The 25,459-nt window shown below is 71.6% G+C and carries 21 protein-coding genes and 1 pseudogene; 14 read left to right on the top strand and 8 right to left on the bottom strand.

What is annotated here, in order from left to right; genetic code table 11:
* The first annotated feature begins 127 nt into the window (after window positions 1–127).
* Together OG534_RS12940 and OG534_RS12945 are read left to right on the top strand one after the other, a co-directional pair.
* The gene (locus tag OG534_RS12940; RefSeq protein ID WP_326588229.1) at window positions 128–1,792 is read left to right on the top strand and encodes a fumarate hydratase; all 1,665 of its coding nucleotides are present in this window, start codon (window positions 128–130) and stop codon (window positions 1,790–1,792) included.
* Between the two features lie 138 nt (window positions 1,793–1,930).
* Window positions 1,931–2,563: a hypothetical protein gene (locus OG534_RS12945; protein ID WP_326588230.1), complete on the top strand. Its 633-nt coding sequence runs from the start codon at window positions 1,931–1,933 to the stop codon at window positions 2,561–2,563.
* Here OG534_RS12945 and OG534_RS12950 read toward each other — a convergent pair whose 3' ends face one another.
* Window positions 2,564–2,935 carry a hypothetical protein gene (locus tag OG534_RS12950; protein ID WP_326588231.1) on the bottom strand — a complete coding sequence of 124 codons (372 nt, stop codon included), beginning with the start codon at window positions 2,933–2,935 and terminating at the stop codon, window positions 2,564–2,566.
* A gap of 53 nt (window positions 2,936–2,988) precedes the next feature.
* Between OG534_RS12950 and OG534_RS12955 the strand changes: the two genes are divergently transcribed.
* The gene (locus OG534_RS12955) at window positions 2,989–3,756 is read left to right on the top strand and encodes a glycerophosphodiester phosphodiesterase (protein ID WP_326588232.1); all 768 of its coding nucleotides are present in this window, start codon (window positions 2,989–2,991) and stop codon (window positions 3,754–3,756) included.
* An 83-nt stretch (window positions 3,757–3,839) separates the two neighbouring features.
* Here the strand turns inward: OG534_RS12955 and OG534_RS12960 are convergent, their stop codons facing one another.
* A complete protein-coding gene (locus tag OG534_RS12960; RefSeq protein WP_326588233.1) occupies window positions 3,840–5,366 on the bottom strand; it encodes a ricin-type beta-trefoil lectin domain protein in 1,527 nt (508 codons plus the stop codon).
* Window positions 5,367–5,474: 108 nt separating this feature from the next.
* Here OG534_RS12960 and OG534_RS12965 point away from each other — a divergent pair, with 108 nt between their 5' ends.
* From OG534_RS12965 to OG534_RS12980, 4 genes and pseudogenes are all read left to right on the top strand, one after another.
* A complete protein-coding gene (locus OG534_RS12965) occupies window positions 5,475–6,878 on the top strand; it encodes a class II fumarate hydratase (protein ID WP_326588234.1) in 1,404 nt (467 codons plus the stop codon).
* A gap of 202 nt (window positions 6,879–7,080) precedes the next feature.
* A complete protein-coding gene (gene fomD, locus OG534_RS12970) occupies window positions 7,081–7,734 on the top strand; it encodes a cytidylyl-2-hydroxypropylphosphonate hydrolase (protein WP_326593586.1) in 654 nt (217 codons plus the stop codon).
* A gap of 308 nt (window positions 7,735–8,042) precedes the next feature.
* Window positions 8,043–10,349 (top strand): SpoIIE family protein phosphatase, encoded by a 2,307-nt coding sequence (locus tag OG534_RS12975; protein WP_326588235.1) that lies wholly within the window; start codon window positions 8,043–8,045, stop codon window positions 10,347–10,349.
* Window positions 10,350–10,389: 40 nt separating this feature from the next.
* Window positions 10,390–11,891: pseudogene (locus tag OG534_RS12980) on the top strand (catalase).
* Window positions 11,892–11,960: 69 nt separating this feature from the next.
* On the opposite strand, the gene OG534_RS12985 reads toward OG534_RS12980, so the two are convergent.
* The gene (locus OG534_RS12985; RefSeq protein ID WP_326588236.1) at window positions 11,961–14,246 is read right to left on the bottom strand and encodes a transglycosylase domain-containing protein; all 2,286 of its coding nucleotides are present in this window, start codon (window positions 14,244–14,246) and stop codon (window positions 11,961–11,963) included.
* Between the two features lie 231 nt (window positions 14,247–14,477).
* Between OG534_RS12985 and OG534_RS12990 the strand changes: the two genes are divergently transcribed.
* From OG534_RS12990 to OG534_RS13010, 5 genes are all read left to right on the top strand, one after another.
* Window positions 14,478–15,386, top strand: a complete 909-nt coding sequence (locus tag OG534_RS12990; protein ID WP_326588237.1) for an SPFH domain-containing protein — start codon at window positions 14,478–14,480, stop codon at window positions 15,384–15,386.
* On the top strand, window positions 15,383–15,616 hold the full coding sequence (locus OG534_RS12995; RefSeq protein WP_326588238.1) for a hypothetical protein: 234 nt from the start codon (window positions 15,383–15,385) through the stop codon (window positions 15,614–15,616). The genes OG534_RS12990 and OG534_RS12995 overlap by 4 nt, the downstream gene beginning before the upstream one ends.
* A 133-nt stretch (window positions 15,617–15,749) precedes the next feature.
* On the top strand, window positions 15,750–16,274 hold the full coding sequence (locus OG534_RS13000) for a PadR family transcriptional regulator (protein WP_326588239.1): 525 nt from the start codon (window positions 15,750–15,752) through the stop codon (window positions 16,272–16,274).
* Window positions 16,271–16,957: an ABC transporter ATP-binding protein gene (locus OG534_RS13005; protein ID WP_326588240.1), complete on the top strand. Its 687-nt coding sequence runs from the start codon at window positions 16,271–16,273 to the stop codon at window positions 16,955–16,957. The genes OG534_RS13000 and OG534_RS13005 overlap by 4 nt, the downstream gene beginning before the upstream one ends.
* On the top strand, window positions 16,954–19,305 hold the full coding sequence (locus OG534_RS13010) for an FtsX-like permease family protein (RefSeq protein ID WP_326588241.1): 2,352 nt from the start codon (window positions 16,954–16,956) through the stop codon (window positions 19,303–19,305). Before OG534_RS13005 ends, OG534_RS13010 begins: the two co-directional genes overlap by 4 nt.
* Before the next feature lie 88 nt (window positions 19,306–19,393).
* On the opposite strand, the gene OG534_RS13015 is transcribed toward OG534_RS13010, so the two are convergent.
* Window positions 19,394–20,341: a hydrogen peroxide-inducible genes activator gene (locus tag OG534_RS13015; protein ID WP_442807080.1), complete on the bottom strand. Its 948-nt coding sequence runs from the start codon at window positions 20,339–20,341 to the stop codon at window positions 19,394–19,396.
* A 135-nt stretch (window positions 20,342–20,476) separates the two neighbouring features.
* Between OG534_RS13015 and OG534_RS13020 the strand changes: the two genes are divergently transcribed.
* Window positions 20,477–21,031: a peroxiredoxin gene (locus OG534_RS13020; RefSeq protein WP_326588243.1), complete on the top strand. Its 555-nt coding sequence runs from the start codon at window positions 20,477–20,479 to the stop codon at window positions 21,029–21,031.
* Window positions 21,032–21,034: 3 nt separating this feature from the next.
* On the top strand, window positions 21,035–21,571 hold the full coding sequence (locus OG534_RS13025) for an alkyl hydroperoxide reductase (RefSeq protein WP_326588244.1): 537 nt from the start codon (window positions 21,035–21,037) through the stop codon (window positions 21,569–21,571).
* A 92-nt stretch (window positions 21,572–21,663) separates the two neighbouring features.
* Here OG534_RS13025 and OG534_RS13030 read toward each other — a convergent pair whose 3' ends face one another.
* From OG534_RS13030 to OG534_RS13045, 4 genes are all read right to left on the bottom strand, one after another.
* Window positions 21,664–22,365, bottom strand: a complete 702-nt coding sequence (locus OG534_RS13030; protein ID WP_326588245.1) for a hypothetical protein — start codon at window positions 22,363–22,365, stop codon at window positions 21,664–21,666.
* A gap of 15 nt (window positions 22,366–22,380) precedes the next feature.
* The gene (locus OG534_RS13035; RefSeq protein ID WP_326588246.1) at window positions 22,381–23,088 is read right to left on the bottom strand and encodes a hypothetical protein; all 708 of its coding nucleotides are present in this window, start codon (window positions 23,086–23,088) and stop codon (window positions 22,381–22,383) included.
* A 27-nt stretch (window positions 23,089–23,115) separates the two neighbouring features.
* Window positions 23,116–23,799, bottom strand: a complete 684-nt coding sequence (locus OG534_RS13040; RefSeq protein WP_326588247.1) for a hypothetical protein — start codon at window positions 23,797–23,799, stop codon at window positions 23,116–23,118.
* 174 nt (window positions 23,800–23,973) lie between these two features.
* Window positions 23,974–25,371, bottom strand: a complete 1,398-nt coding sequence (locus tag OG534_RS13045) for an AI-2E family transporter (protein WP_326588248.1) — start codon at window positions 25,369–25,371, stop codon at window positions 23,974–23,976.
* Window positions 25,372–25,459: the final 88 nt, after the last annotated feature.

The raw sequence follows: 25,459 nt of genomic DNA on the forward strand, positions 1-25,459 counted from the left end.
ACGATAGATCGCGATACTACCGAGTGAGCCTTACCTCACAGACACGCCCCCGACGGGAGGTTCTACGCTGGTGGACCGCACTGCCAATTGGTCGTCAGTGCTGTCTGCCGAGTGAGGAATGCCCCCAATGCCGGAGTTCGCGTACACCGACCTGCTGCCCCTGGGCGAGGACACCACCCCCTACCGGCTGGTGACCGCCGAGGGCGTGTCCACCTTCGAGGCGGACGGCCGTACGTTCCTCAAGGTCGAGCCCGAGGCGCTGCGCAAGCTCGCCGAGGAGGCCATCCACGACATCCAGCACTTCCTGCGCCCCGCGCACCTCGCGCAGCTGCGCCGGATCATCGACGACCCCGAGGCCTCCTCGAACGACAAGTTCGTGGCCCTGGACCTGCTGAAGAACGCGAACATCGCGGCGGCCGGCGTCCTGCCGATGTGCCAGGACACGGGCACGGCGATCGTCATGGGCAAGCGCGGCCAGAACGTGCTCACCGAGGGCGGTGACGAGGCGGCCCTCTCCCGCGGCATCTACGACGCGTACACCCGCCTCAACCTGCGCTACTCGCAGATGGCCCCGATCACCATGTGGGAGGAGAAGAACACCGGCTCGAACCTGCCCGCGCAGATCGAGCTGTACGCGACCGACGGCGGCGCGTACAAGTTCCTCTTCATGGCCAAGGGCGGCGGCTCGGCCAACAAGTCCTTCCTCTACCAGGAGACCAAGGCGGTCCTCAACGAGGCCTCCATGATGAAGTTCCTGGAGGAGAAGATCCGCTCGCTCGGTACGGCGGCCTGCCCGCCCTACCACCTGGCGATCGTCGTCGGCGGCACCTCCGCCGAGCACGCGCTCAAGACCGCGAAGTACGCCTCGGCGCACTACCTGGACGAGCTGCCGCGCGAGGGCTCGCCCCTGGGCCACGGCTTCCGCGACGAGGCGCTGGAGCAGCAGGTCTTCGAGCTGACCCAGAAGATCGGCATCGGCGCGCAGTTCGGCGGCAAGTACTTCTGCCACGACGTGCGCGTCGTGCGCCTCCCGCGCCACGGCGCCTCGCTGCCCGTCGCCATCGCCGTGTCCTGCTCGGCCGACCGCCAGGCCACCGCGAAGATCACCGCCGAGGGCGTCTTCCTGGAGCAGCTGGAGACGGACCCGGCGCGCTTCCTGCCGGACACCACGGACTCGCACCTCGACGAGGCCGCGGACGTGGTCTCCATCGACCTGAACCAGCCGATGGACGAGATCCTGGCGACCCTGACCAAGCACCCGGTCAAGACCCGGCTCTCGCTGACCGGCCCGCTCGTCGTGGCGCGCGACATCGCGCACGCCAAGATCAAGGAGCTGCTGGACTCGGGCGCGGAGATGCCGCAGTACCTGAAGGACCACCCGGTCTACTACGCCGGCCCCGCGAAGACCCCGGAGGGCTACGCGTCGGGTTCCTTCGGCCCGACCACGGCCGGCCGCATGGACTCCTACGTCGAGCAGTTCCAGGCGGCGGGCGGCTCCAAGGTCATGCTGGCCAAGGGCAACCGCTCGCAGCAGGTGACGGACGCGTGCGGCACGCACGGCGGCTTCTACCTGGGCTCGATCGGCGGCCCGGCGGCGCGCCTGGCCCAGGACTGCATCAAGAAGGTCGAGGTCCTGGAGTACGAGGAGCTCGGCATGGAGGCGGTCTGGAAGATCGAGGTCGAGGACTTCCCGGCCTTCATCGTGGTAGACGACAAGGGCAACGACTTCTTCCAGAATCCGGCCCCGGAGCCGACGTTCACCCACATCCCGGTCCGCGGCCCGGGCCTGTAGCGCGACGGCCTGAGGGCCTCTCCCCCGTTCGGGGGAGAGGCCCTCAGGCATATCCGCCCATCGGCAGATGGCAGGCCGGCGGGCTCCCGGCGAGGCTTTTCCCGTAACCAAACAGCCCTTGGAACACGGGAGTTCGCCATGAAGCACCGCAAGCGCGCCCTCATCCTCGCCGGAACCGCCGCCGCCCTCGTGGCCACCCTGGTCGCGGCGGGCCCCGCCCCGGCCGCCCCCGCCGCCCCCGCCGCCCCGGCTGCGCAGGCCGCGGCGAAGCCCGCCTCCGTGCACGGGGGCGGCACGATCTTCTACCCCTACTCCGCCAAGGACGACATCCGCTTCACGGTCGACGCCGAGTCGACCCCGTGGACCAGGCCGTTCCCGGCCCCGGGAGGCGAGAAGGGCCTGCCGACGGACGCTCGGGGCCGGGTGACCATCTCCCACTACTTCACGGAGTCCGGCTTCACCGCCACCGGCGAGGCGGAGGTGGACTGCCTGGTCACGGGCGGCAAGACCGCCACCCTCACCGCCGTGGTCAAGACCTCGAACGTCGGCTGGGAAGGCCGGCGGATCGGCATCAGCGTCCAGGACGGCCAGCGCGGCGAGCCGGACCGCGTCGGGTTCTCCTGGGGCGTCGCCAACGTCGACGTGAAGCCGGACGGCACGGTCGCCGAGGGCACGGTGGGCACCTGCATGGCCCCGGCCCCCTTCACCGAGGTCACCAAGGGCGGCTTCAAGGTGACCCCGGCACCCTTGGCCCCGCAACCGAAGTCGTAGTCACTGCGTCGGAGACAGCAGGTACCGGGCCTCAACGGGGGTGGCCCGGTATCCCGTCTTCCGCGCGGCCGCCACCTCGGCGAGGCTCAGCCCGTACACCCGGCGCAGCAGCGCGAGCGGCACCCCGTCGGGCCCGCCGACCGGCAGGTGGACCGTGCCCTCGCGGGCCACGATGCGCTCCCGGACCCGCGGCGGCGGTACGCCCCGGCCGTCGTCGCAGGCGTAGGCCTCGTACCGCGGACAGTGCTCGTACCCCGCCCAGTGCAGCTCGCCGTCCCGGATGAACTGCCAGTCCTCCTGTACGCACTCCTCCTGTACGCACTCCTCGCACGGCTCGCGGTGAAGGGTCGCGTACACCTGCTGTTCGGCCATCCGGGCAGGATGCGGTAGCGGGGCGTCCCGCGCATCCGGATAACGTCTGGGGCATGACGCAGCCGCAGCTCCGCACCGCCCGCGCCGTCCGGGTGGTGGCCCACCGCGGGGCCTCCCACGAGCACCCCGAGCACACCCTCGCCGCCTACCGGCAGGCCATCGCCGACGGGGCCGACGCGCTCGAATGCGACGTACGGCTCACCGCCGACCACCGGCTGGTCTGCGTGCACGACCGGCGCGTGGAGCGGACCTCCGACGGGCGGGGGGTCGTCTCCGAGATGACGTACGAGGAGCTGCGCGCCCTCGACTTCGGCGGGTGGAAGGGCGAGGAGCACCGCGGCGCCCGGGTGCTGCTCTTCGAGGACCTGCTCCGGGAGGCGCTGGCCGCGCCCCGGCCGGTCGGGCTCGCCGTCGAGACCAAGCACCCGACCCGTGCGGGAGGGCGGCTGGAGGCCGAGCTGGTCCGGATGCTCAAGGAGTACGGGCTGGCCGACGGATCCGCCGGCCTGGTCGAGGTGATGAGCTTCTCCCGCAACGCCCTGACCCGGCTGCACCGGCTCGCGCCCGGCCTGCCCGCCGTCTACCTGATCGAGCGGCGGCTGCGCCCGGTGCGCCCGCCGTACGCGACCCACGCGGGCCCGGGCATCGACCTCGTGCGCCAGGACCCGGGGCTGGTGGGGCGGCTGAAGGCCAAGGGGCTGTCGGTACGGGTGTGGACCGTGGACGAGCCGCGGGACGTGGAGCTGTGCGTGCGGCTCGGGGTGGACACGCTCATCACCAACCGGCCGCGGGAGGTCCGCAAGCTGCTGCGCGACATGTGACACCCGGCCGGGGTGCGCCGGCCGGGCGTGGGGGTCGGGCGTGGGGGGTCGGGCGTGGGGGGTCGGTGGAAGCAGCGGGGCCGTTACACGAAGCGCTGGTTCGCGGACCCGTTGCAGGTCTGCAGCCGCAGCGGCTCGTGGGCGGCGGCCACCGTCAGGCACATGCCCGTGGCGGCCGCGGGGCGCAGGGTTGCGCCGTCGCGGACGAACTTCTGGTTCGCGCCGCCGTGGCAGTTCCAGATGATCAGGCCGGTGCCGGAGCCGTAGTTGGCGCCGGGGGCGTCGAGGCAGCGGTCCTGGGTCAGCTCGATGTGGACGGACTTGCGGGCGGAGTCGTACCACCAGCCCTGGTTGCGGCCGCCGTGGCAGTCCCAGCCGACGATCCTGGTCTCATTGGCGCTGGAGCCGCCGAAGGAGTCGAGGCAGTTGCCGGTCGCCCCGTTCTTCAGGGGCGTGAACTTGTCGTCCCAGGCCCCGGCCTGCAGTACGGGCGTCCCGGTGCTCGCGGGGTCGGCGCAGGAGGCCTCGCGCAGGCCGGAGTCGTACAGCTGGGTCAGGCAGGACGCGAATGCGCCGTGGCCGCGGTAGTTGGGGTGGAAGGACTGACGGGCGGTGTTCTCGTCCCACGGGAAGTGGTCCCCGAGGTCCAGGTAGAGCCCGCGGGCCCAGGTGTCCTCCATGCACACCTCGTGCCCGTGGAAGAGCCGCGAGTTGTCCAGGTAGATCGCGCCGGAGGCGAGGGCCGCCGCGCGCATGCCCTTCTCGAAGGTGGGCACCGCGTAGTTGCGGCCCCAGGTGGCGTCGGAGTCGTAGCCGGCGCAGCCGCCGGGCAGCTTGCCGGGGAAGTTCGGGTTGTCGTGGAAGTCGGGGCCGATGGGGCTGGGGTAGCCCATGACGACCAGCTTGTAGTCGGAGTCGGCGTAGCCGGCGTCGCGCATGACCGTCTTGAGGTCCGCGACCGTGGCCTCGACCTTGGGCTTCAGGCCGTCGACGCGCGCCTGCCAGCCGGGGGCGTACTTGGGCTCGCAGGTGCCCTGGCTGAGGATCCAGCGGGTGACGCAGTCGGTCATGACGGGGCCGAACTGCAGGTCGTCGTTGGCCCCGGCGACGAGCAGGACCATCTTGATCTTCGTGTTGCGGGCCTTGATGGCCAGGCTGTCGCTCTGCACCAGCTCGTCGGCGTACTGCTTGCTGCCGCCGATCCTGATGTTGCCGGTGTAGCCGCCGGAGCAGGCGACGTTGAAGGTGAGGTCGGCCGGGATGCCGGTGCGATGGATCGCCGAGTCCGGCGAGCGGTGGCACTGGTTGTCCGGCGTGTTGGTCGCGGGGTCGTAGTTGCCGACGCCCTCGCCCGAGATCTCGCTGTCGCCGAGCGATATCAGGCCGGTCTTGCGCTCGTTCAGCGGGCGGACGGCCGCGTCGCCGTAGATCTTGACGGCCTCCGCGGCGCGGATGGCCTCCAGCTCGGGCGAGAGGGGGGTGACCGCCCCGGCGGTGGTCGCCGCCTGGGCCATGGGGGTGACGGCGGTGACGCCCCCCAGGGCGGCCGCGATCGCCGCGACGGCGGCGAAGGTAGATCTGAGCATGGGTCTCGTACGGGCACGTGCCATGAACGCCTCCCCGGATGTCAGTGTTACCCACGGTATTTACTGGCCGGTAGGGGACTTGGGAACACTTCGAACAAGACAATTGCTCAACTTTTTGAGGAGGCCGGGAAAATGACCGAACATCAGCAGGCCGATGCGTACCGGATCGAGCACGACTCCATGGGCGACGTACGGGTTCCCCTGCACGCCAAGTGGCGTGCGCAGACCCAGCGCGCGGTGGAGAACTTCCCCATCTCCGGGCAGCGGTTGGAGCGCGCCCACATCGAGGCCCTCGCCCGGATCAAGGCCGCCGCCGCCGAGGTGAACGCGCGGCTCGGCGTCGTGGACCAGGACGTCGCCGACGCGATCCGGTCCGCCGCCGCCGAGGTCGCGGACGGCCGCTGGGACGACCACTTCCCCGTCGACGTCTTCCAGACCGGTTCGGGGACCTCGTCCAACATGAACGCCAACGAGGTGATCGCCACCCTGGCCACCGAGCGCCTCGGCCGGGAGGTCCACCCCAACGACCACGTCAACGCCTCGCAGAGCTCCAACGACGTCTTCCCCTCGTCCATCCACATCGCCGCCACCGCCGCCGTCACCGGCGAGCTGATCCCGGCCCTGGAGCACCTCGCCGCCGCGCTGGAGCGCAAGGCCGCCGAGTTCGCGCTGGTGGTCAAGGCCGGGCGGACCCATCTGATGGACGCCACGCCGGTCACCCTGGGCCAGGAGTTCGGCGGGTACGCGGCCCAGGTCCGCTACGGCGTCGAGCGGCTGCGGGCGGCCCTGCCCCGGCTCGCCGAGCTGCCGCTGGGCGGCACGGCGGTGGGCACCGGGATCAACACCCCGCCCGGCTTCTCCGCTTCCGTGATCGCCCGGGTGGCGGCCGCCACCGGACTGCCGCTGACCGAGGCGCGCGACCACTTCGAGGCCCAGGGGGCGCGGGACGCGCTGGTGGAGACCTCTGGGATGCTCCGTACGGTCGCCGTCTCGCTCACCAAGATCTCCAACGATCTGCGCTGGATGGCTTCCGGGCCGCGCACCGGATTGGCCGAAATCAATCTGCCGGATCTTCAGCCGGGATCCTCGATCATGCCGGGGAAGGTCAATCCGGTGGTCCCGGAGGCCGTTCTGATGGTCGCCGCACAGGTCATGGGCAACGATGCCACCGTCGCGGTGGCGGGCGCGGCCGGCAATTTCGAGCTCAACGTGATGCTCCCGGTGATGGCCCGGAACCTGCTCGAATCGATCCGGCTGCTCGGCAGCGCGAGCCGCCTGCTGGCCGACCGCACGGTCGACGGGATCACCGCCAACGAGGCGCGGGCCAGGGAGTACGCCGAGTCCTCGCCCTCCGTGGTGACCCCGCTGAACCGCTACATCGGGTACGAGGAGGCCGCCAAGGTCGCCAAGAGGTCCCTCGCCGAGCGCAAGACGATCAGGGAGGTCGTCCTGGAGTCCGGCTACGTCGACCGCGGCGACCTCACCCTGGAACAGCTCGACGCGGCACTGGACGTCCTCGGCATGACGCACCCCTGACCCACCGGGAGCCACCCCGGGCGAGGGCCGGATTCGGCCGAATATCGCCCCCGGAGCCGCCCCCTGACTTCGTCGGGGGGACCCCTGGTGACCTGCACCGCAGCGGGCGTACGGGCCCCCGCCCTAAGATCTGCGCATGACAGGTACCTTCAAGCCCGGGAGCGGCGCGGCGCCGAGCGCGCGGCGGAACCCCGCGCAGGGCATGCGCTGGGCACCGGGGGAGCAGATCCTCTGGCGCTACCGCGACCACGCCCCGGGGCTGAAGGGGCCGGTGCACATCTGCCGCCCCGTGACCGTGGTGCAGGACACCGACGAGCTGCTGGCCGTCTGGATGGCCCCCGGCACCGAGTGCGTCAAGCCCGTCCTCGCCGACGGCACGCCCGTCCACGAGGAGCCGCTCGCCACCCGCTACACCGCGCCGCGGACCACCGCACGGTCGCGCTGGTTCGGCGGCGGGGTCCTGAAGCTGGCCCGGCCCGGTGACGCCTGGTCGGTGTGGCTGTTCTGGGGACGCGGCTGGCAGTTCAAGAACTGGTACGTGAACCTGGAGGAGCCGCGGGCCCGGTGGGCCGGCGGGGTCGACTCCGAGGACCACTTCCTCGACATCGCCGTGTACCCGGACCGCAGTTGGAAGTGGCTGGACGAGGACGAGTTCGCGCAGGCCCAGCGGTCCGGCCTGATGGACCGGCAGCAGGCGCGGCGGGTACGGGAGGCCGGGCTCACGGCGGTCGAGGTGATCAAGGAATGGGGAGCTCCGTTCTCCGCCGGCTGGCAGGACTGGCGGCCTGATCCGGCCTGGCGGATTCCGGTCCTGCCGGAGGACTGGGACCGCACCCCGGCGCATATGACCTCATGAGACCCTTGATGCGCCCCCGGGGTTCAAACGTAGGATCGTCATCCACGAGGTCGCGCGCGCGGGAGGGTGCGGTACCAACGCACCTGCTCAAGTGTCGGTCCGCAAGCGGAACTTGACCGGAGGTCGACGCAGGACGAGAGGCAGCGAGGGGCGGGGGTCCGCCCGGTGGCAGCTCCCGGCCGGAGGGCCGGCCGAGAAGTTTGGGGTGGAACCTCGGGGCGATGGTGCCCGGGCCGCTGAGCGGGTATACCGCGACTGACCGAGTTGAGTGCAGCGCACATCGAGCGCAAACGGACGGAATTCCACGCGTGACGGAGTACCCCACCTCCCAGGAGGGCCCGCAGCCCGTCGCCTCCGGCGGAGGTACGGACGAGGCCGGCCACGGCAAGGCGCCCATCGCCGCCGCCGAGGCCGTACGCACGCATGCCGCCGGCGCCGCGGCGGAGCCAGGCGGCTCAGCCGCCGCGGCCTCCGACGTGCGCGCGGCCCGCTCCGCGGCAGGCGCCGCCCCGGGCGGCGGTACCGGGCTCCCCCGGCCCCGCCGCAACGCGGCCGCGCCGGGTCCGGGCGAGGTACCGGCCGCGGCGGAACCGGGCCGCGGCTCGGCCCGCCCGCGGCACGACGCGACCGTCCGCGAACCGGCGACCGGCGCACCCGGGCCGGGCACGCCCGGGCTCGGCGGTCCCACCGAGACACCGCGCCCGCGCGGCGAGGACGCCGCACCGGCCGGGGACGGCGACGGGCAGGGCAAGGGCGACGCCGGCGCGAGCGGCGGAGCGGGCCGGCACGGCGGCGGGACCGCCATACCGGTCGGGGGCGCCGCCGAGGCGACCGCCGCGCGCCGCGAAGGCGACCGGCTGCGTTTCGTCGGCGCCGCCACCCGGCGCATCGCCCGGGGCATCGACCTCGACGAGATCGTGCTCGGCCTGTGCCGGGCCACGGTGCCGACCTTCTCGGACGCCATCCTCGTCTACCTGCGCGACCCGCTCCCGGTCGGCGACGAACGCCCCGTCGGCCCGGTCGTTTTAAGGCTGCGGCGCACCGACCGGCTCCGGCCGATCGACGACCTCACCGACAGCAGCACCACCATCGGCGCGGGGATGGACCTCGCCGGGGCCGCGGGGGCCACCGGCGAGCTCGACTTCAGCCAGCTGCCGCTGGTCGGCCCGCAGGGTGACCTGCCCGCGGCCGAGCTGTGCGAGATCCGGCCCGGCGGCGCGCTCGCCGAGGTGCTGCGCGGCGTACGGCCCGTCTTCGGGTCCTCCGCCGCCGCCAAGGCCGCACTGCCGGAGCTGCTCGGCGTGGACCATCCGCTGCCGCGCGGCAACCGGGCCGTCCTCGCGCCCCTGCGCGGCCGCCGCCGGGTGATCGGCGCCGCCGTCTTCCTGCGCAGCCCGGAGCGTCCCGCCTTCGAGCAGAACGACCTCCTGGTCGCCGCCCAGCTGGCCACCCACACCGCGCTCGGCATCGACAAGGCGGTCCTGTACGGCCGCGAGGCGTACATCGCCGACGAGCTCCAGCGCACCATGCTGCCCGACAGCCTCCCGCAGCCCACCGGGGTGCGCCTGGCCTCCCGCTACCTGCCCGCCGCCGAGACGGCGCGGGTCGGCGGCGACTGGTACGACGCCATACCGCTGCCCGGCAGCCGGGTCGCGCTCGTCGTCGGCGACGTCATGGGCCACTCCATGACCTCCGCCGCGATCATGGGCCAGCTCCGCACCACCGCGCAGACCCTCGCCCAGCTCGACCTGCCGCCCGCCGAGGTCCTGCACCACCTGGACGAGCAGGCGCAGCGGCTCGGCTCCGACCGCATGGCCACCTGCCTGTACGCCGTCTACGACCCCGTCGCGCACCGGATCACCATCGCCAACGCCGGCCACCCGCCGCCGGTGCTGCTGCACTTGGGCGGCCGCGCCGAGGTGCTCCGCGTACCGCCCGGCGCCCCCATCGGCGTCGGCGGCGTGGACTTCGAGGCCGTGGAGCTGGACGCGCCCGCCGGGGCCACCCTGCTGCTCTACACCGACGGCCTGGTGGAATCGCGGCTGCGGGACGTGTGGACCGGCATCGAGCAGCTCCGCGAGCGCCTGGCCACCACCGCCCAGCTGACCGGCCTGGACCACCCGCCGCCGCTGGAGGCCCTGTGCGACGACGTCCTGGACATGCTGGGCCCGGGCGACCGGGACGACGACATCGCGCTGCTCGCGGCCCGTTTCGACGGCATCGCGCCCAGTGACGTCGCGTACTGGTTCCTGGACCCGGAGGAGACCGCCCCGGGGCGGGCCCGCCGGTTCGCCCGCCGCGCCCTGACCCGATGGGGTCTGGAGGAGCTGAGCGACTCGCTGGAGCTGCTGGTCAGCGAGGTGGTCACCAATGCCGTGCGGTACGCGGAGCGGCCCGTGACCCTGCGCCTGCTGCGGACGGACGTGCTGCGCTGCGAGGTTGGCGACGACTCCCCGCAGCTGCCCCGCCAGCGCCGGGCGCGGGACACCGACGAGGGCGGCCGCGGCCTGTTCCTGGTCAACCGGATGGCACGCCGCTGGGGCGCGACCCGGCTCAGCAGCGGAAAGGTGGTCTGGTTCGAGCTCCCGTTGCCGGGGTCGAACGAGCGGCGTTGACTGGGTAGCGACCCGACCGACCCCCCAGGGGAGGACGCTCGTGACCCAGGAAGCACGCCAGACGCCCCGTACGACGGACAACGCCGGGATCCCGGTGGAGAGCGACGAGCACTCGCTCACCGTGAGTCCCGACGGCCCGATCCTGCTGCAGGACCATTACCTGCTCGAGAAGATGGCCCACTTCAACCGAATGGGGTCTCCCCTGCTCGAACGCAGTTGAGAGCTTGGGGAAGGATCCCCGAGCGGGTGGTCCACGCCAAGGGCGCGGGCGCATACGGTGTCTTCCGGGTGACGAACGACGTCAGCCAGTTCACCAGGGCCGACCTCTTCCAGCCGGGCCGCACGACCGCGATGCTGGCCCGTTTCTCGACGGTCGCGGGTGAGCAGGGCTCCCCCGACACCTGGCGGGACCCGCGCGGCTTCGCCCTGAAGTTCTACACGGACCACGGCAACTACGACCTGGTCGGCAACAACACCCCGATCTTCTTCGTCCGGGACCCCAGCAAGTTCCAGGACTTCATCCGCTCGCAGAAGCGCCGCCCCGACAACGGGCTGCGCGACCACGACATGCAGTGGGACTTCTGGACCCTGTCCCCCGAGTCCGCGCACATGGTGACGTGGCTGATGGGCGACCGCGGCATCCCGAAGAGCTACCGCCACATGAACGGCTACGGCTCGCACTCCTACCTGTGGGTCAACGCGGGCGGCGAGAAGTTCTGGGTGAAGTACCACGTCAAGACCGACCAGGGCATCGACTTCCTCACCCAGGCGGACGCCGACCGGATCGCGGGCGAGGACCCGGACTACCACCGCCGCGACCTGTACGAGTCCATCGCGCGCGGCGAGGCGCCGACGTGGACCCTGCACGTCCAGGTCATGCCCTTCGAGGACGCGCCGACCTACCGGTTCAACCCCTTCGACCTGACCAAGGTGTGGCCGCACGGCGACCACCCGCTGATCGAGGTCGGCCGGATGACCCTGAACGAGAACCCGGAGGACTACTTCGTCCACATCGAGCAGGCCGCCTTCGAGCCCTCGAACCTGGTCCCGGGCATCGGCCCGTCCCCGGACAAGATGCTGCTCGGCCGGCTGTTCTCGTACCCGGACACGCACCGGTACCGGATCGGGCCGAACTACACCCAGCTCCCGCCGAACCGGCCCCGCTCGCCGGTCTCCTCGTATGCGAAGGACGGCCCGATGCGCTTCGAGGCCGCGGCCGTGGCCCGCCCCTACGCGCCCAACTCGTACGGCGGCCCGGCGGCCGACACGGTCCGCTTCGGCGAGCCGGCCGGCTGGGCCACGGCGGGCGAGATGGTCCGCGCCGCGTACTCCCTGCACGGCGAGGACGACGACTGGGGCCAGCCGGGCACCCTGGTCCGCGAGGTACTGGACGACGCGGCCCGCGACCGGCTCGTCTCGAACGTCTCCGGGCACCTGCTGGACGGGGTCAGCGGCCCGGTCCTGGAGCGCGCCGTCCAGTACTGGCGAGCCGTGGACAAGGGCGTCGGCGACCGGATCGCGGCGGCGGTCGCGGGCTCCTGAGACACACGGGGCCCGGCCCTGCGAAAAAACCGCCGCCCCGCAGCGCGAAGGCTGCGGGGCGGCGGTCTGTCAGCGTTCCTCGTTCCCGCCGAACAGCGGCGGGTCCGGCGGCTTGGGACCGCCACCGGTCTTGGTCGGCGACGGCGACACCGACCCCGACGGGGTCGGGCTCGAACTGCCCGACTTGGTCGCGGTGGGCGACGGCGACTGCGACGGGGACTGCGACGGGCTGGTGCTGGCCGCCGGCGCGCTGGAGGACTGGCTCGCCGTGGGCGTCGGCGAGGCGCTGCGGGACGGCGTCTGCACGGCGCCCATGTCCGCCTCGGTCAGCTGGAACTTGCCCGCGGTCCCGCCCTTGAGGGCGGCCAGGGTGTACGCCTTCCAGATCGAGGCGGGGAAGCTGGAACCGCCCGCGCGCCCCAGGCCGGCGGTGCCGGTCAGGGTGACCTGGTTGTGCGTGTTGGGGTCCTCGCCGAACATCGCGACGACCGTGACCAGTTCCGGCGTGTAGCCGGTGAACCAGGCCGCCACGTTGGACTCGGTGGTGCCGGTCTTGCCGCCGGCCTCGTAGGCACTGCTCCGGACCTTGTTGCCGGAGCCGCCTTCGTCGTTGACCACGCCCGTGAGCACCTTGGTGACGGTGTCGGCGGTCTTGCGGCTGATGGCCTGGCTGCCGACGGCCGGTTCAGGGGTGAACTTGCGGTCCTTGTGGTCGGCCTTCTTGATGATGGTCGGGGTGACCTTCTTGCCGTGGTTGTCGAAGGTGGCGTAGACGCCCGCCATCTCCACGGTGTTCGCGCTCATGGTGCCCAGCGCCATGGCCGGCTTGTCCTCGGGCCAGCCCTCGCGGTCCTGCATGCCGAGTTCCAGGGCCGTCTGCTTCACGTTGGGCGGCTTGACGTCCACGATCATCTGCGCGTAGACGGAGTTCACCGAGAAGTTGGTCGCCTCCTGGACCGACATCATCGGATTGCCGTAGTTCGTGTTGTCCTGGTTCTGCGGGTTGAACGGGATCTTGCTGCCGACGACCTGGCGCTTGCTCGTGCCGTCGTAGAGGGCGTTCGGGGTGATCGGCTTGCCGTCCTGGGTGTTCGACGCGTTCTCCATGGCGGAGGCGAGCACGATGGGCTTGAAGGTCGAGCCCGGCTGGTAGTCGGTGCGCAGGGCGTTGCTCGCGGCCTTCTCCTCCAGGCCCACACCGCCGTACATCGCGACGATGGCACCGGTCTTCGGGTCCACGGAGGTCGCGCCGGCCTGGACGCTCTGGTCCTGGGGCCTGCCCTTGGTGTCCTTGCGGTCGAGCTTGGACTCCAGCTCGTCCTGAACCGCCTTCTCCAGCGCCGCCTGCTTCGCCTTGTCGACGTTGAGCGTGATGTTCCAGCCGCCCGCGGTGATATGGGCATCGGTGATGCCCTGCTTGTTCAGCTCGTCGTTGGCGGCCTGGACCAGGTAGCCCTTCTGACCGTCCATGCCCGGGCGGGGCTTGGGCTTGATGGGGTCAGGAAGGGTCATGGTCTTGCGCTTGGCCGCGTCCAGCTCGCCCATCTCGACCATGTTGTCGAGGACGGCGTTGAAGCGGATGTTGACCAGCCGCTTGCCGTTCGGGCCGGCGGTCGCCAGGTCGTACTGGCTGGGGGCCTGGATGACGGCGGCCAGGTAGGCGCCCTGCTCCAGGGTGAGCTTGTCGGCGTCGACGCCGTAGAAGGCCTGGGCGGCGGCCTGGATGCCGTAGGCGTTGCGGCCGTAGAAGTTGGTGTTCAGGTAGCCGACGAGGATGTCGTCCTTCTCCATGCGCCGGTCGACCTTGAGGGAGATGATGAGCTCCCGGACCTTGCGCGTCGCGGACTGGTCCTGCGTCAGGTAGTAGTTCTTGACGTACTGCTGAGTGATCGTCGAGCCGCCGGCCTTGCCCTTGCCGGTGACCGTGTTGAACAGACCTCGGGCCACGCCCATCACGTCGATGCCGCGGTCCTCGTAGAAGGACTTGTTCTCGATGGCGATGAACGCGGTGCGGACCTCGGGCGGGATCTTGTCGAGCGGCACGAGCTCGCGGTTCATCTCGCCGGTACGGGCCATGACCGAGCCGTCGGAGTACCGGTAGGTGTTGCTCTGGAGCGTGGCCTGCTCGTTCGGGTCGGTGGGTTCGTTCACCGAGAAGTACAGGACGATCGCCGCGGCCATGAGGAGCAGGGCCAGCCCGAGGAACGTCCCGAGGATCTTCTTCCAGGTGAAGAAGCGACGTATGCCGGTGCGTTTGCCGGCGCTCCCGCTGCCCTTGGTGCTCTTCGCGCGTCCGCTCGGCGCACGCCGCGCACCGCGCTGCTGCTGCGCCTTACGCGCTTCTGCTCGGCCCATCGCTCCCGCTCCGCTCGATTACCCCCCGACGTCAGCTCAGAAAGCTAACACCGCAGGCTGTGACAAAGGTTGGCTAACTCTGACCATTTGCGGTCAATTCGGACGTGAGAATCAGCACCCACATCACAGGAACCGACGCCCACCTAAGCCGAAGGGTTGCCATAGCGCAAAAAAGTGATATCACTTTGATAAGCGGTCCGATCGGCTGCGACCAAAGAAACGGGGCAAACCATGACGAACGAAATCGCCACACCAGCAGGAGTACGGGAGTTCACCGCGCGCAGCATGGGCGGCGGCACCGCTCTGACGCTCGGATTGGCCGGCCTGCTGGCCGGAGCGGGCCTGATCGCGGCCGGCGCGGTGTCGGCGTCCGTCGCGGTCAAGGTGACCCTGATAGCGATCGGCGTACTCGTGGACCTCGCCGCCCTGGTCGCCATGACCGGGCTGAGCACGGTGGCGCCGGGCGAGGCCCGCGTCGTCCAGCTCTTCGGCCGCTACCGGGGCACCATCCGCACCGACGGACTGCGCTGGGCCAACCCGCTGACCACCCGCGAGAAGATCTCCACCCGGGTCCGCAACCACGAGACGGCCGTCCTGAAGGTCAACGACGCCTACGGCAACCCGATCGAGCTGGCGGCGGTCGTGGTGTGGCGGGTCGAGGACACCGCGCGGGCCAGCTTCGAGGTCGAGGACTTCACGGAGTTCGTCGAGACCCAGACCGAGGCCGCGGTCCGGCACATCGCCATCGAGTACCCGTACGACGCCCACGAGGAGGGCGGCCTGTCGCTGCGCGGGAACGCCGAGGAGATCACCGAGAAGCTCGCGGTCGAACTGCGCGCACGGGTGGAGGCGGCCGGGGTGCAGATCATCGAGTCCCGCTTCACGCACCTCGCCTACGCCCCGGAGATCGCCTCCGCGATGCTCCAGCGCCAGCAGGCCGGCGCGGTCGTCGCGGCCCGCAAGCAGATCGTCGAGGGCGCGGTGGGCATGGTCGAGCTGGCCCTGACCCGCCTGGCGGAGCAGGAGATCGTGGACCTGGACCCGGAGCGCAAGGCCGCCATGGTCTCCAACCTGATGGTCGTCCTGTGCGGCGACCGGGCCGCCCAGCCGGTGCTCAACGCGGGCACCCTCTACCAGTGACCCCCGGCGGCGAGGAGAAGCCCGCGGGGCGGCAGCCCCGCAAGCAGGTGCTGCTGCGGCTCGACCCGCAGGTGTACGACGCACTGGCCCGCTGGGCGGGCGAGGAGCTGCGCAGCGCCAACGCGCAGATCGAGTTCCTGCTCCGCCGGGCCCTCGCCGAGTCCGGCCGCCTCCCGTCATCCCCCGGCCCCATCCCCCGCCGAGGCCGCCCCCCGAAACCCACGGACTGACCCACCACCATCTTTCAGCCCCGCCGGCGTTTGAGGCGCGGGGGTCCGGGGGCAGCGCCCCCGGCAACGGCGCCGCACCACCAGCCCACCCGGCTATACACCCCGCGTATACACGCCATGTATAGTCACTGCCATGTCCATCGGTCACACCCTCCTCGGCCTCCTGGAGGCCGGCCCACGCCACGGCTACGACCTCAAGCGCGCCTTCGACGAGAGGTTCGGCCACGACCGCCCCCTCGCCTACGGCCAGGTCTACTCGACCATGTCCCGCCTCTTGAAGAACGGCCTCGTCGAAGTCGACGGCATCGAGAGCGGCGGCGGCCCCGACCGCAAGCGGTACTCCATCACCGACGCCGGCATCACCGACGTCGAGACCTGGCTCGCGCAGCCCGAGAAGCCCGAGCCGTACCTCCACTCGACCCTCTACACGAAGGTCGTCCTCGCGCTGCTGACCGGCCGCCGCGCCGACGAGCTGCTGGACACCCAGCGCGCCGAACACCTGCGCCTCATGCGCATCCTCACCCAGCGCAAGCGCAAGGGCGACATCGCCGACCAGCTGATCTGCGACCACGCCCTCTTCCACCTCGAAGCGGACCTGCGGTGGCTGGAGCTCACCGCGGCGCGCCTCGACCAGCTCGCGCGGGAGGTCCGCCGATGACCCCGGCCGGCTCCCTCCTCTCCGCGACGGACCTGCGCAAGGCGTACGGGACCACCCACGCCCTCGACGGCGCCGAGTTCTCCATCCACCCCGGCGAGATCGTCGCCGTCATGGGCCCCTCCGGCTCCGGCAAGTCCACTCTGCTCCACTGCCTCGCCGGCATCGTCACCCCGGACTCCGGCTCCATCAGCTACGCCGGCCGCGAGCTCGCCTCCATGAACGACGCCGACCGCAGCGAACTGCGCCGCACCGAGTTCGGCTTCGTCTTCCAGTTCGGGCAGCTCGTACCGGAGCTGACCTGCGTGGAGAACGTCGCCCTCCCGCTGCGCCTGACCGGCGTCAAGCGCAAGGAGGCCGAACGCACCGCCCTGCACTGGATGGAGCGCCTCCAGGTGGAGGACCTCGGCGCCAAGCGGCCCGGGGAGATATCCGGCGGCCAGGGGCAGCGCGTGGCCGTCGCCCGCGCGCTCGTCACCCGGCCCCGGGTGATCTTCGCCGACGAGCCCACCGGAGCCCTCGACTCCCTCAACGGCGAACTGGTCATGCAGCTGCTCACGGAGGCCGCCCGGTCCGCGAACGCCGCCGTCGTGCTCGTCACGCACGAGACCCGCGTGGCCGCCTACTCCGACCGCGAGATCGTCGTGCGCGACGGCAAGTCCCGCGACATGGAGCGGATCGTATGAGCCGGCTCCGGGTCTGGGCCCGCGACCTCGGCATGGGCGCCCGCTTCGCCTTCGGCGGCGGCCGCGAGGGGTGGATCCGCACCGTGCTCACCGGTGTCGGCGTCGGTCTCGGCGTCGCGCTGCTGCTGATCAGCACCGCGATCCCCGGCGCCCTCACCGCGCGCTACGAACGCGGCGACGCGCGCTCGACCATGAGCTCCGGGACGGCCGACGCCCCCGGGCCCGACACCCTGCTGATCGCCCGCATCGGCCAGACGTACCACCACAAGGACATCGAGGGGCACATGATGCGGGCCGAGGGCCCGGACGCCCCGCTGCCGCCCGGTCTGGAGAAGATCCCGGGCCCGGGCGAGATGGCCGTCTCCCCCGCCCTGGACGAGCTGCTGAAGTCCTCCGACGGCGCCCTGCTGCGCGAGCGGCTCGACGCGCGGGTCAGCGGGATCGTCGGCGACCCGGGGCTGACCGGCCCCGGCGAGCTGCTCTTCTACCTGGGCAGCGACACCCTGCGCAAGGACGGCCCCGAGGACTACCGCGTCGAGCGCATCACCAGCTTCGGCTACGACGCGGAGCGCGAACGCCTCGACCCCGTGCTCATGCTGATGGTCGTCCTGACGTTCGTCGCCCTGCTGACGCCCGTCGCCGTGTTCATCGCCGCCGCCGTCCGCTTCGGCGGGGAGCGGCGCGACCGGCGGCTCGCCGCGCTGCGGCTCGTCGGCGCCGACAGCAGGATGGTGCGCCGGATCGCGGCCGGCGAGGCGCTGGCCGGCTCTCTGGTCGGGCTGGTGCTGGGCGCCGGCTTCTTCGCCGTCGGCCGCTCCCTGGTCGGCAGCCTCAGCCTCCAGCAGCGCAGCGTCTTCCCCTCCGACCTCGACCCGGCGCCCTGGCTGGCCGCCCTGGTCGCCGTCGCGGTGCCCGCGGCGGCGGTGGCCGTGACCCTGGTCGCGCTGCGCGGTGTGGTCATCGAGCCGCTGGGGGTGGTCCGTACGACCGCACCCGCCCGGCGGCGCATCTGGTGGCGGCTGCTGCTCCCGGTGATCAGCATCGGCCTGCTCGTGCCCATGGGCGGCCGCGGCAGCGGCCACGGCCAGTTCAACCAGTGGCAGGTCAGCGCCGGCGTGGTGCTGCTGCTGGTCGGGATCACGGCCCTGCTGCCCTGGCTGCTGGAGCGGTTCGTCGCCCGGATGACCGGCGGCCCGGTCTCCTGGCAGCTGGCCGTGCGCCGGCTCCAGGTCAACAGCGGCCCGGCCGCCCGCCTGGTCAACGGCATCGCCGTGTCCGTCGCGGGCGCCATCGCCCTCCAGATGCTCTTCGCGGGCGTCGAGGGCGACTACACCCGGAGGACCGGACAGGATCCCAGCCGGGCCGCCGTCTCGGTCATACTGCACCGCGGCTCCGAGGCCCGCATGGACGAACTCGCCCAGCGGATCTCCGCCTCCGCGGGCGTCGTCCGCGCCGTCCCGCTGGCCTCCGTGTCGGCCGCCCGCGAGGTGCCGGCGCAGGAGAAGCTGGTCCAGGTGACCGTCGGCACGTGCGACGCGCTCGGTGAAGTCGCCACGCTCGACTCCTGCACGGACGGCGACGCGTTCGTCCTGACCGGCGCCCCCTCCATGGCTCCCTACGACGGCACGGCGAAGCCCGGCGACGAGCTGTTCGTCGGGAACGTCAGGGGATTCGGGCCCGAGCCGGCCGACGGTGCCCGTCACGTGAAGTGGACCGTCCCGGCGAACGCCCGCCAGGTCACCAGCCGGGAGGACCCCGCCGGGGAGCGGCGCACCGGCCTGCTGGTCACCCCGTCGGCCGCGCCGAAGGACGCCGCCACCGCCGGGATGGCGCAGATCTTCGTGCAGGTGGACGAGTCCGACGGGAACGGCCTGGAGCGGGCGCGCAACGCGGCCTTCAAGGCCGACCCGTTCACCACGGCGTCGACGATGCGGGTCAGCACGGAGCTGGCCGGCTACTCCTCGATCCGCATCGGGCTGTTCTTCGGCGCCACCGCCGTGCTGGTCCTGATCGGCGCGAGCCTGCTCGTCTCCCAGCTGGAGCAGCTGCGCGAACGCCGGCGGCTGCTCTCCTCCCTGGTCGCCTTCGGCACCAAGCGCTCGACGCTGAGCCTGTCGGTGCTGTGGCAGACGGCCGTGCCGATCGTGCTGGGCCTGGTGCTGGCGACCGCGGCGGGCGTGGGCCTGGGCACCGTCCTCATGCGGATGGCGGCCCAGCCGATCCGGATCGACTGGCCGTCGGTCCTCGGGATGACCGCGGTCGGTGCGGGCGTGGTCGCCGCGGTGACGCTGCTCAGCCTGCCGCCGCTGCTGCGGCTGATGCGCCCGGACGGCCTGCGCACGGAGTGAGCCCCGCGCGCACGCAGCCCCTTACGCACGCAGCCCCGGTACGCCCGTGACCCCGTACGCCCGTTCCCGCCTCCCCCGGCCCTTCCCGCTAGTCGGTGGGCCACACCGGGAGCGGGCGTACGGCTTCGCGCAGCGCGGCGGCGATCGCCCGGAACTCCTCCTGGCGGGCCGTCCCGGTGCGCATGGCCAGCGCGATCCGCCGCGAGGGGGCGGGCTCGGCGAAGTACCCGGTGGACAGGTACTCGTTGCGGGCGGTCTCCAGACGCAGCGCGGTGCGCGGCAACAGCGTCACCCCCAGTCCCCCGGCGACCAGTTGTACGAGGGTGGACAGTCCGGCGGCGGTCGTCGTGACGTCCGCCCCGGTCGTCCGCCCCGCCTCGCGGCAGATGTCGAGGGCCTGGTCCCGCAGGCAGTGGCCTTCGTCCAGCAACAGCAGCTGCAGTCCCCGCAGTTCCTCGAGGGGGATCTCGCGGCGCCCGGCGAGCGCGTGCTCCCGGGGCGCGAGCAGGACGAAGTCCTCGTCGAAGACCGGCAGTTCGGTGATCCCGGGCACCCCGAGAGGCACCGCCAGCAGGAGCAGGTCCAGGCGCCCGGCGGCCAGCCCCTCCAGCAGCGAGGCGGTCTGCTCCTCGTGCACCTGGAGGTCCATCCCGGGGTAGCGCCGGTGGAAGAGCCCGAGCACGGTCGGCAGCAGGTACGGCGCCACGGTGGGGATCACCCCGAGCCGCAGGACCCCGGTGAAGGGGGCCCGTACCGCCTCGGCCTCCTCCAGCAGCCCGCCCATGGCGTCGAGCACCACCTGTGCCCGGGCCGCGATCCGCTCGCCCGCCGTGGAGAGCAGCACCTTGCGGGTGGTGCGCTCCAGCAGCTGCACGCCGAGCGCCTCCTCCAGCGCGGAGACGGCTCCGGACAGCGCCGGCTGGCTCATGCCGATGGCCGCGGCGGCGTCCCGGAAGTGCAGGTGCTCGGCGACCGCCGCGAACGCGCGCAGCTGTGCGAGCGTCGGTTGCTTCGCTCCCCTATTACCTACAGCCACTGATAGGTACCTCCGATCACCCATCACAAGACTAGCTATTTCTGTAATCAATGCAGGTGTGTCAGCATGTGAGATCAGTCCAACCCCATCGGAAAACCCCCAAAAGGGCAATTTTCCATTTCACAAGGAGAGCGCGTGCTCACTGTTGGTGACAAGTTCCCCGCCTTCGACCTGACCGCCTGCGTCTCGCTCGAGGCCGGCGCCGAGTTCGCGCAGATCGACCACAAGACCTACGAGGGCAAGTGGAAGGTCATCTTCGCGTGGCCGCTCGACTTCACCTTCGTGTGCCCGACCGAGATCGCCGCCTTCGGCAAGCTGAACGAGGAGTTCGCCGACCGCGACGCGCAGGTCCTCGGCTTCTCGCTCGACTCCGAGTACGTGCACCACGCCTGGCGCAAGGACCACGCCGACCTGCGTGACCTGCCCTTCCCGATGATGTCCGACATCAAGCGCGAGCTGTCGGCCGAGCTGGGCATCCTGGGCGAGGACGGCCTGCCGATGCGCGCCGTCTTCATCGTGGACCAGAACAACGAGATCCAGTTCTCGATGGTGACCGCCGGTTCCGTGGGCCGTAACCCCAAGGAGGTCCTGCGGGTCCTCGACGCCCTGCAGACCGACGAGCTGTGCCCCTGCAACTGGAACAAGGGCGACAGCACCATCGACGCCGGCGCGCTGCTGGCCGGTGAGTGACGGATGTCCCTCGACTCCCTGAAGTCGGCCATACCGGACTTCGCCAAGGACCTGAAGCTGAACCTCGGTTCGGTCATCGGGAACAGCGACCTCCCGCAGCAGCAGCTGTGGGGCACCGTCCTGTCCTGCGCGATCGCCGCCCGCTCCCCGCGCGTCCTGCGTGAGCTGGAGCCCGAGGCGAAGGTGAACCTCTCGCCGGAGGCGTACACCGCCGCCAAGTCCGCTGCCGCGATCATGGCGATGAACAACGTCTTCTACCGCACCCGGCACCTGCTCTCCGACCCGGAGTACGGCACCCTGCGCGCGGGCCTGCGGATGAACGTCATCGGCAACCCGGGCGTCGAGAAGATCGACTTCGAGCTGTGGTCGCTCGCGGTCTCCGCGATCAACGGCTGCGGCCAGTGCCTGGACTCGCACGAGCAGGTCCTGCGCAAGGCGGGCGTCGACCGCGAGACGATCCAGGAGGCCTTCAAGATCGCCTCGGTGATCCAGGCCGTCGCGGTCACCCTCGACGCCGAGGCCGCGCTCGCCGCCGAGTAGCAGCACCGCGTACGACGCGCAGGGCCCCGCGACCGGAAACGGCCGCGGGGCCCTGCGCGTCGCCCCGTCGTGCTTCGGGTGTCCCCGCGTGCTCAGCCCTTCCTCAGGGTGGTCATCAGGGCCCGCACGTCCTCGATCATGGCCGCCTTCATCGCGACCTGGTCGGGTTCGGCCTCCCCGTCCTCGCCCCACCACTCCACCGACAGTGTGAAGACCGTCCCGCCGTCGAGCACCTGGAGCCGCGGCCCCAGGCCCGTGGTGGAGTCGGCGAGCACGGCCCGCTCGCCGAGCCCGGGCACCGATTCGAGCTGCTCGGCCCCGCGGTTCACCTCCGGGGTGAGTCCGGGCCCCGCGGCGAACTCCGCCTGCGGGTCGGTCTTCTTGTGCAGCTCGACCAGCAGCCGGACGCCGAAGGCCGTGCCCTCGCCGGACCAGTCCGTGCTGTAGGAGCAGTAGGCCCAGTCCAGCGCGGGACTCTCTCCGAAGGAGGGCGCGTCCCGTTCCAGCGTGGCCAGCGCGTTCGACAGCGCGGTCAGCGGCGCCTCCTTGCACAGGTTGTCGGAGAACCGGTACGCGAGCCGCGGCGACGCATCGGCGAATCGATTCTGCGCGGTCAGGGCCCCCGCCCAGAGCGCCGACGCCAGGAGGGCCCCGCCCAGGGCCCAGGCCCACGGCCGCGCCCGGCCCCACGGCCGGGCCCGCCCCCGTTCGGGCTCAGGGGGCGCGTCAGCCTCCACCGTCCCGGCCGGGCGGCCGTCGTCCCACTCCCCGTCGAGCTCGGGCTCCGTGATCATCTCTGCCCCCGGTCCTCAGTCCTTGCGCAACGCCGACATCAGCGCCCGCGCGTCCTCGATCAGCGCCGCTGTCAGGTCTTCCCGGTCGGGCCGGGGACGGATCCTCGCCAGAACGTCGGGGTCATCGGAAGTCATCCTGTAGAACGTCACGTCGAAAGCGAACACCGCTCCGCCGTCACGGACCCGCAACCTCAGCTGGTCGTCACTGGTCCCGGGACTGCTCACGAGCGCCTGCTCCCCGAGACCGGGTACCGCCTTCCACTGGCCGTCGGGATCGCCGTACATCCGCCCGTACCTGGAGGCGACTTCGAACTCGGCCTCGGGATCGATCTTCTTGTGCAGCTCGACCACGGCCGAGAGGGAGAGCCCGTCACCTTCGCGCGGGTTTCCGCCGTTGCGGCCGCACTGCGCCCAGTCCATCGCGGAGTGCCGGCCGCCCGGCTGCGGGGTCGAGTCCCTCAGCGCGCCGAGCATCCCGGCCAGGGCCGGAGCCTCGAACTGGTCGCACAGGTTCTCCGTGACCCGGTAGCGGATCTCCGGCTCCGTCAGCCGGTCCCCGAAGGCGTACAGCCCGCCCGCCCACACCGCGCAGGTGGCCACGACGGCCACCGGCACCCACCCCCACGGCAAGCCCCGTAACCGCTCGCGCGGCTCACCGTCCGACGCGATCTCGGCCGGCCGCTGCGTCTCCCACTGCCCGTCGAGCTCAGGCTCGCCGATCATCCTGCCCCCCATGTTTCTTGAGCGCCGCTATTTCTTGAGCGCTGCCATCAGGTCGCGCATGTCCTCGATCACGGCCGACTGGATCGCGGTTGAGTCCGTGGCGGGGCGGTCGTTGCGCGCCTCGTAGGAGGGGGCGAACACCTCGACGGTGAACACCGCACCGCCATCCAGCACCTCCAGCCAGACAGCCGGCCAGTTGGGCGCCACGGTCAGCACGGCACGCTCGCCGAGGCCCGGCACCGCCTGCGTGGGCAGGTCCCCGTTGACGGCGATGGCCTTGAGCGGCGGTACGTCGAACTCGACCGAGGGGTCGGTCTTCTTGTGCAGGCTGACGTGCATGATCACCGTGAAGTCCGGCGTGCCCTCGACGTTGTTCAGCTCGCACACCGCAGCGTCCACCGCCGGGTGGCTGTTCTCCTGGTACCTCGGTCTCGCCTTGTGCAGTTCACCGGTGATCCCGCTCAGCGCCTTGGCCCGGAAGTCCTCGCAGAGGTTCTTCGCCGCCCGGTACGAGATCGGCGGCGCGGCCAGGCGGTCCCCGAAGGCGTACAGCCCGCCGGCCCAGAGCGCCGACGCCACCACGACGCCGCCCACCGCCCACAGCCACGGCCGCGCACCCCCGGTGGACCGCTCGCGCGGAGCGAGCTGTTCCGCCGGCTCCCGCGCCGGCTCGGTCGTCCACTCCGCGTCGAGCTCCGGATCAGTGATCATTTCCCCGCCCCCAGCTGGTCCTCTGTCCTGAGCGCCGCCATCGGCCCGCGCACGTCCCCGATCATCGCAGCCTTGATCGTCGGGACGCAGGCCCCTCGGGCGGCGGATTCCGCTCGGGCCCGGGCTGCCGCTCCGGGTCCGCCGGGACCGCCCCGGCGGCCGCTCCGGGCCCCGCTAGGACCCGTTGTGCCCCTTGGTCTCGCCGTCGGGTACCCGTTCCAGGGCCGTCGACCCGTGCGGCGCCGGACCGACCATTCCGGCTCCGTGGTGGTGCTGTTCGCGCGAGTACGCCCTCAGGTATCCGACCACCGTGTTGGTGACGGCCACCAGCGGGACGGCGACCACCGCTCCGCCGATGCCCGCGATCATGCCGCCGGCTGCCACAGCGAGCACCACCGCGAGCGGGTGCACCCGTACCGCCCGGCCCAGGATGAAGGGCTGGAGCACGTGCCCCTCGATCTGCTGCACCGCCAGCACCACCAGCAGCACCATCAGCGCGGTGAACACGCCCTGGGTCACCAGCGCCACGACCACCGCGAGGGCGCCCGAGACCACCGCACCGACCAGCGGGATGAAGGCGAAGAGGAAGATGAAGACGGCCAGCGGCACCGCCATCGGCACGTCCAGGAAGTAGATGCCGAGGCCGATGAAGATGGCGTCGATGAGGGCGACGATGACCGTGCCGCGCACGTACGCGGTCAGCGTGCGCCAGGCGCGCGGACCGGCGCCGGCGACACCGGGGCGGGCGTCGGCCGGGACCAGGCCCAGCGCCCAGATCCAGATGCGCTTGCCGTCGTAGAGCAGGAAGAGCGTGGAGAACATCGCGAGCAGCATGCCCGTGAGGACCTCGACGAGCACCGTCACGCCTTGCAGGCCGGCGGAGGTGATCTGCTCGGTGTTGGTGCCGATGGTCTCGCTGAGGTTCTTCGCGAGGTCGTTGATCTGCTTCTCGGTCACGTGGAACGGACTGTCCAGCGCCCAGAGCTTGAGTTCGTTGATGCCGTCGCGGACCCGGTCGGAGAGGTCGTCGAGGTTCTCCATGACCTGCCAGACCACGAACCAGCCGACGAGTCCGATGACCACGAAGCCGAGGATCGCCGTGCCGGCCGTGGCCAGACCGCGCGGCATGCCCAGTCTGCGCAGCCGGACGACGAAGGGCTGCAGCATGGCCGTGACGAGCATGGCGGCGGCGAAGGCGAGGACGACCAGGCGGACTTCGCTGATCACCTTCATCAGCACCCAGAGCATCCCCGCGAGGAGCAGCAGGCGCCAGCTGGCCTCGGCGGCGACGCGCATCCCCCAGGGGATCACGCTCGCCGGGTCGGGGCGCGCGGGGGCGGCCTGTGCGTCGTGGTGCGTCGCGGTGGCGACTCCCGCGGCGGCGGGCGGTTCGGCGGCGGTCGCCCGGGCAACGGACGGCCCGGGGGCGGCGGGTGCCTGCCCGGGCGCGACGGGACCCGGCAGGTTCCCGCTGGTCTCGGCCTCCACCTCGGCGCGCCGCTCGTTGAGCCGCGCCTCCATCCGGTTCAGCCTGTTCCCGAGCCGGCCGAGCCAGCCTGCTCTCTTCGCCATGTCGCTTTCCTTCCCCCGCCCCCGTTCTACGGGCACACCCCGAAGACCGTACACGCGGGGAGCCCCGCACCGTAGGACGGTGCGGGGC

Origin of the sequence: Streptomyces sp. NBC_01294 (assembly GCF_035917235.1) — a bacterium.
Taxonomy (GTDB): Bacteria; Actinomycetota; Actinomycetes; order Streptomycetales; family Streptomycetaceae; genus Streptomyces; species Streptomyces caledonius.

Excerpts from the sequence above, each read along its gene's own strand:
- OG534_RS12940 (WP_326588229.1), top strand. The coding sequence starts at position 128 with ATGCCGGAGTTCGCGTACACCGACCTGCTGCCCCTGGGCGAGGACACC.
- OG534_RS12945 (WP_326588230.1), top strand. The coding sequence starts at position 1,931 with ATGAAGCACCGCAAGCGCGCCCTCATCCTCGCCGGAACCGCCGCCGCC.
- OG534_RS12950 (WP_326588231.1), bottom strand. The coding sequence starts at position 2,935 with ATGGCCGAACAGCAGGTGTACGCGACCCTTCACCGCGAGCCGTGCGAG.
- OG534_RS12955 (WP_326588232.1), top strand. The coding sequence starts at position 2,989 with ATGACGCAGCCGCAGCTCCGCACCGCCCGCGCCGTCCGGGTGGTGGCC.
- OG534_RS12960 (WP_326588233.1), bottom strand. The coding sequence starts at position 5,366 with ATGGCACGTGCCCGTACGAGACCCATGCTCAGATCTACCTTCGCCGCC.
- OG534_RS12965 (WP_326588234.1), top strand. The coding sequence starts at position 5,475 with ATGACCGAACATCAGCAGGCCGATGCGTACCGGATCGAGCACGACTCC.
- fomD (WP_326593586.1), top strand. The coding sequence starts at position 7,081 with ATGCGCTGGGCACCGGGGGAGCAGATCCTCTGGCGCTACCGCGACCAC.
- OG534_RS12985 (WP_326588236.1), bottom strand. The coding sequence starts at position 14,246 with ATGGGCCGAGCAGAAGCGCGTAAGGCGCAGCAGCAGCGCGGTGCGCGG.
- OG534_RS12990 (WP_326588237.1), top strand. The coding sequence starts at position 14,478 with ATGACGAACGAAATCGCCACACCAGCAGGAGTACGGGAGTTCACCGCG.
- OG534_RS13000 (WP_326588239.1), top strand. The coding sequence starts at position 15,750 with ATGTCCATCGGTCACACCCTCCTCGGCCTCCTGGAGGCCGGCCCACGC.
- OG534_RS13005 (WP_326588240.1), top strand. The coding sequence starts at position 16,271 with ATGACCCCGGCCGGCTCCCTCCTCTCCGCGACGGACCTGCGCAAGGCG.
- OG534_RS13010 (WP_326588241.1), top strand. The coding sequence starts at position 16,954 with ATGAGCCGGCTCCGGGTCTGGGCCCGCGACCTCGGCATGGGCGCCCGC.
- OG534_RS13025 (WP_326588244.1), top strand. The coding sequence starts at position 21,035 with ATGTCCCTCGACTCCCTGAAGTCGGCCATACCGGACTTCGCCAAGGAC.
- OG534_RS13030 (WP_326588245.1), bottom strand. The coding sequence starts at position 22,365 with ATGATCACGGAGCCCGAGCTCGACGGGGAGTGGGACGACGGCCGCCCG.
- OG534_RS13035 (WP_326588246.1), bottom strand. The coding sequence starts at position 23,088 with ATGATCGGCGAGCCTGAGCTCGACGGGCAGTGGGAGACGCAGCGGCCG.
- OG534_RS13040 (WP_326588247.1), bottom strand. The coding sequence starts at position 23,799 with ATGATCACTGATCCGGAGCTCGACGCGGAGTGGACGACCGAGCCGGCG.
- OG534_RS13045 (WP_326588248.1), bottom strand. The coding sequence starts at position 25,371 with ATGGCGAAGAGAGCAGGCTGGCTCGGCCGGCTCGGGAACAGGCTGAAC.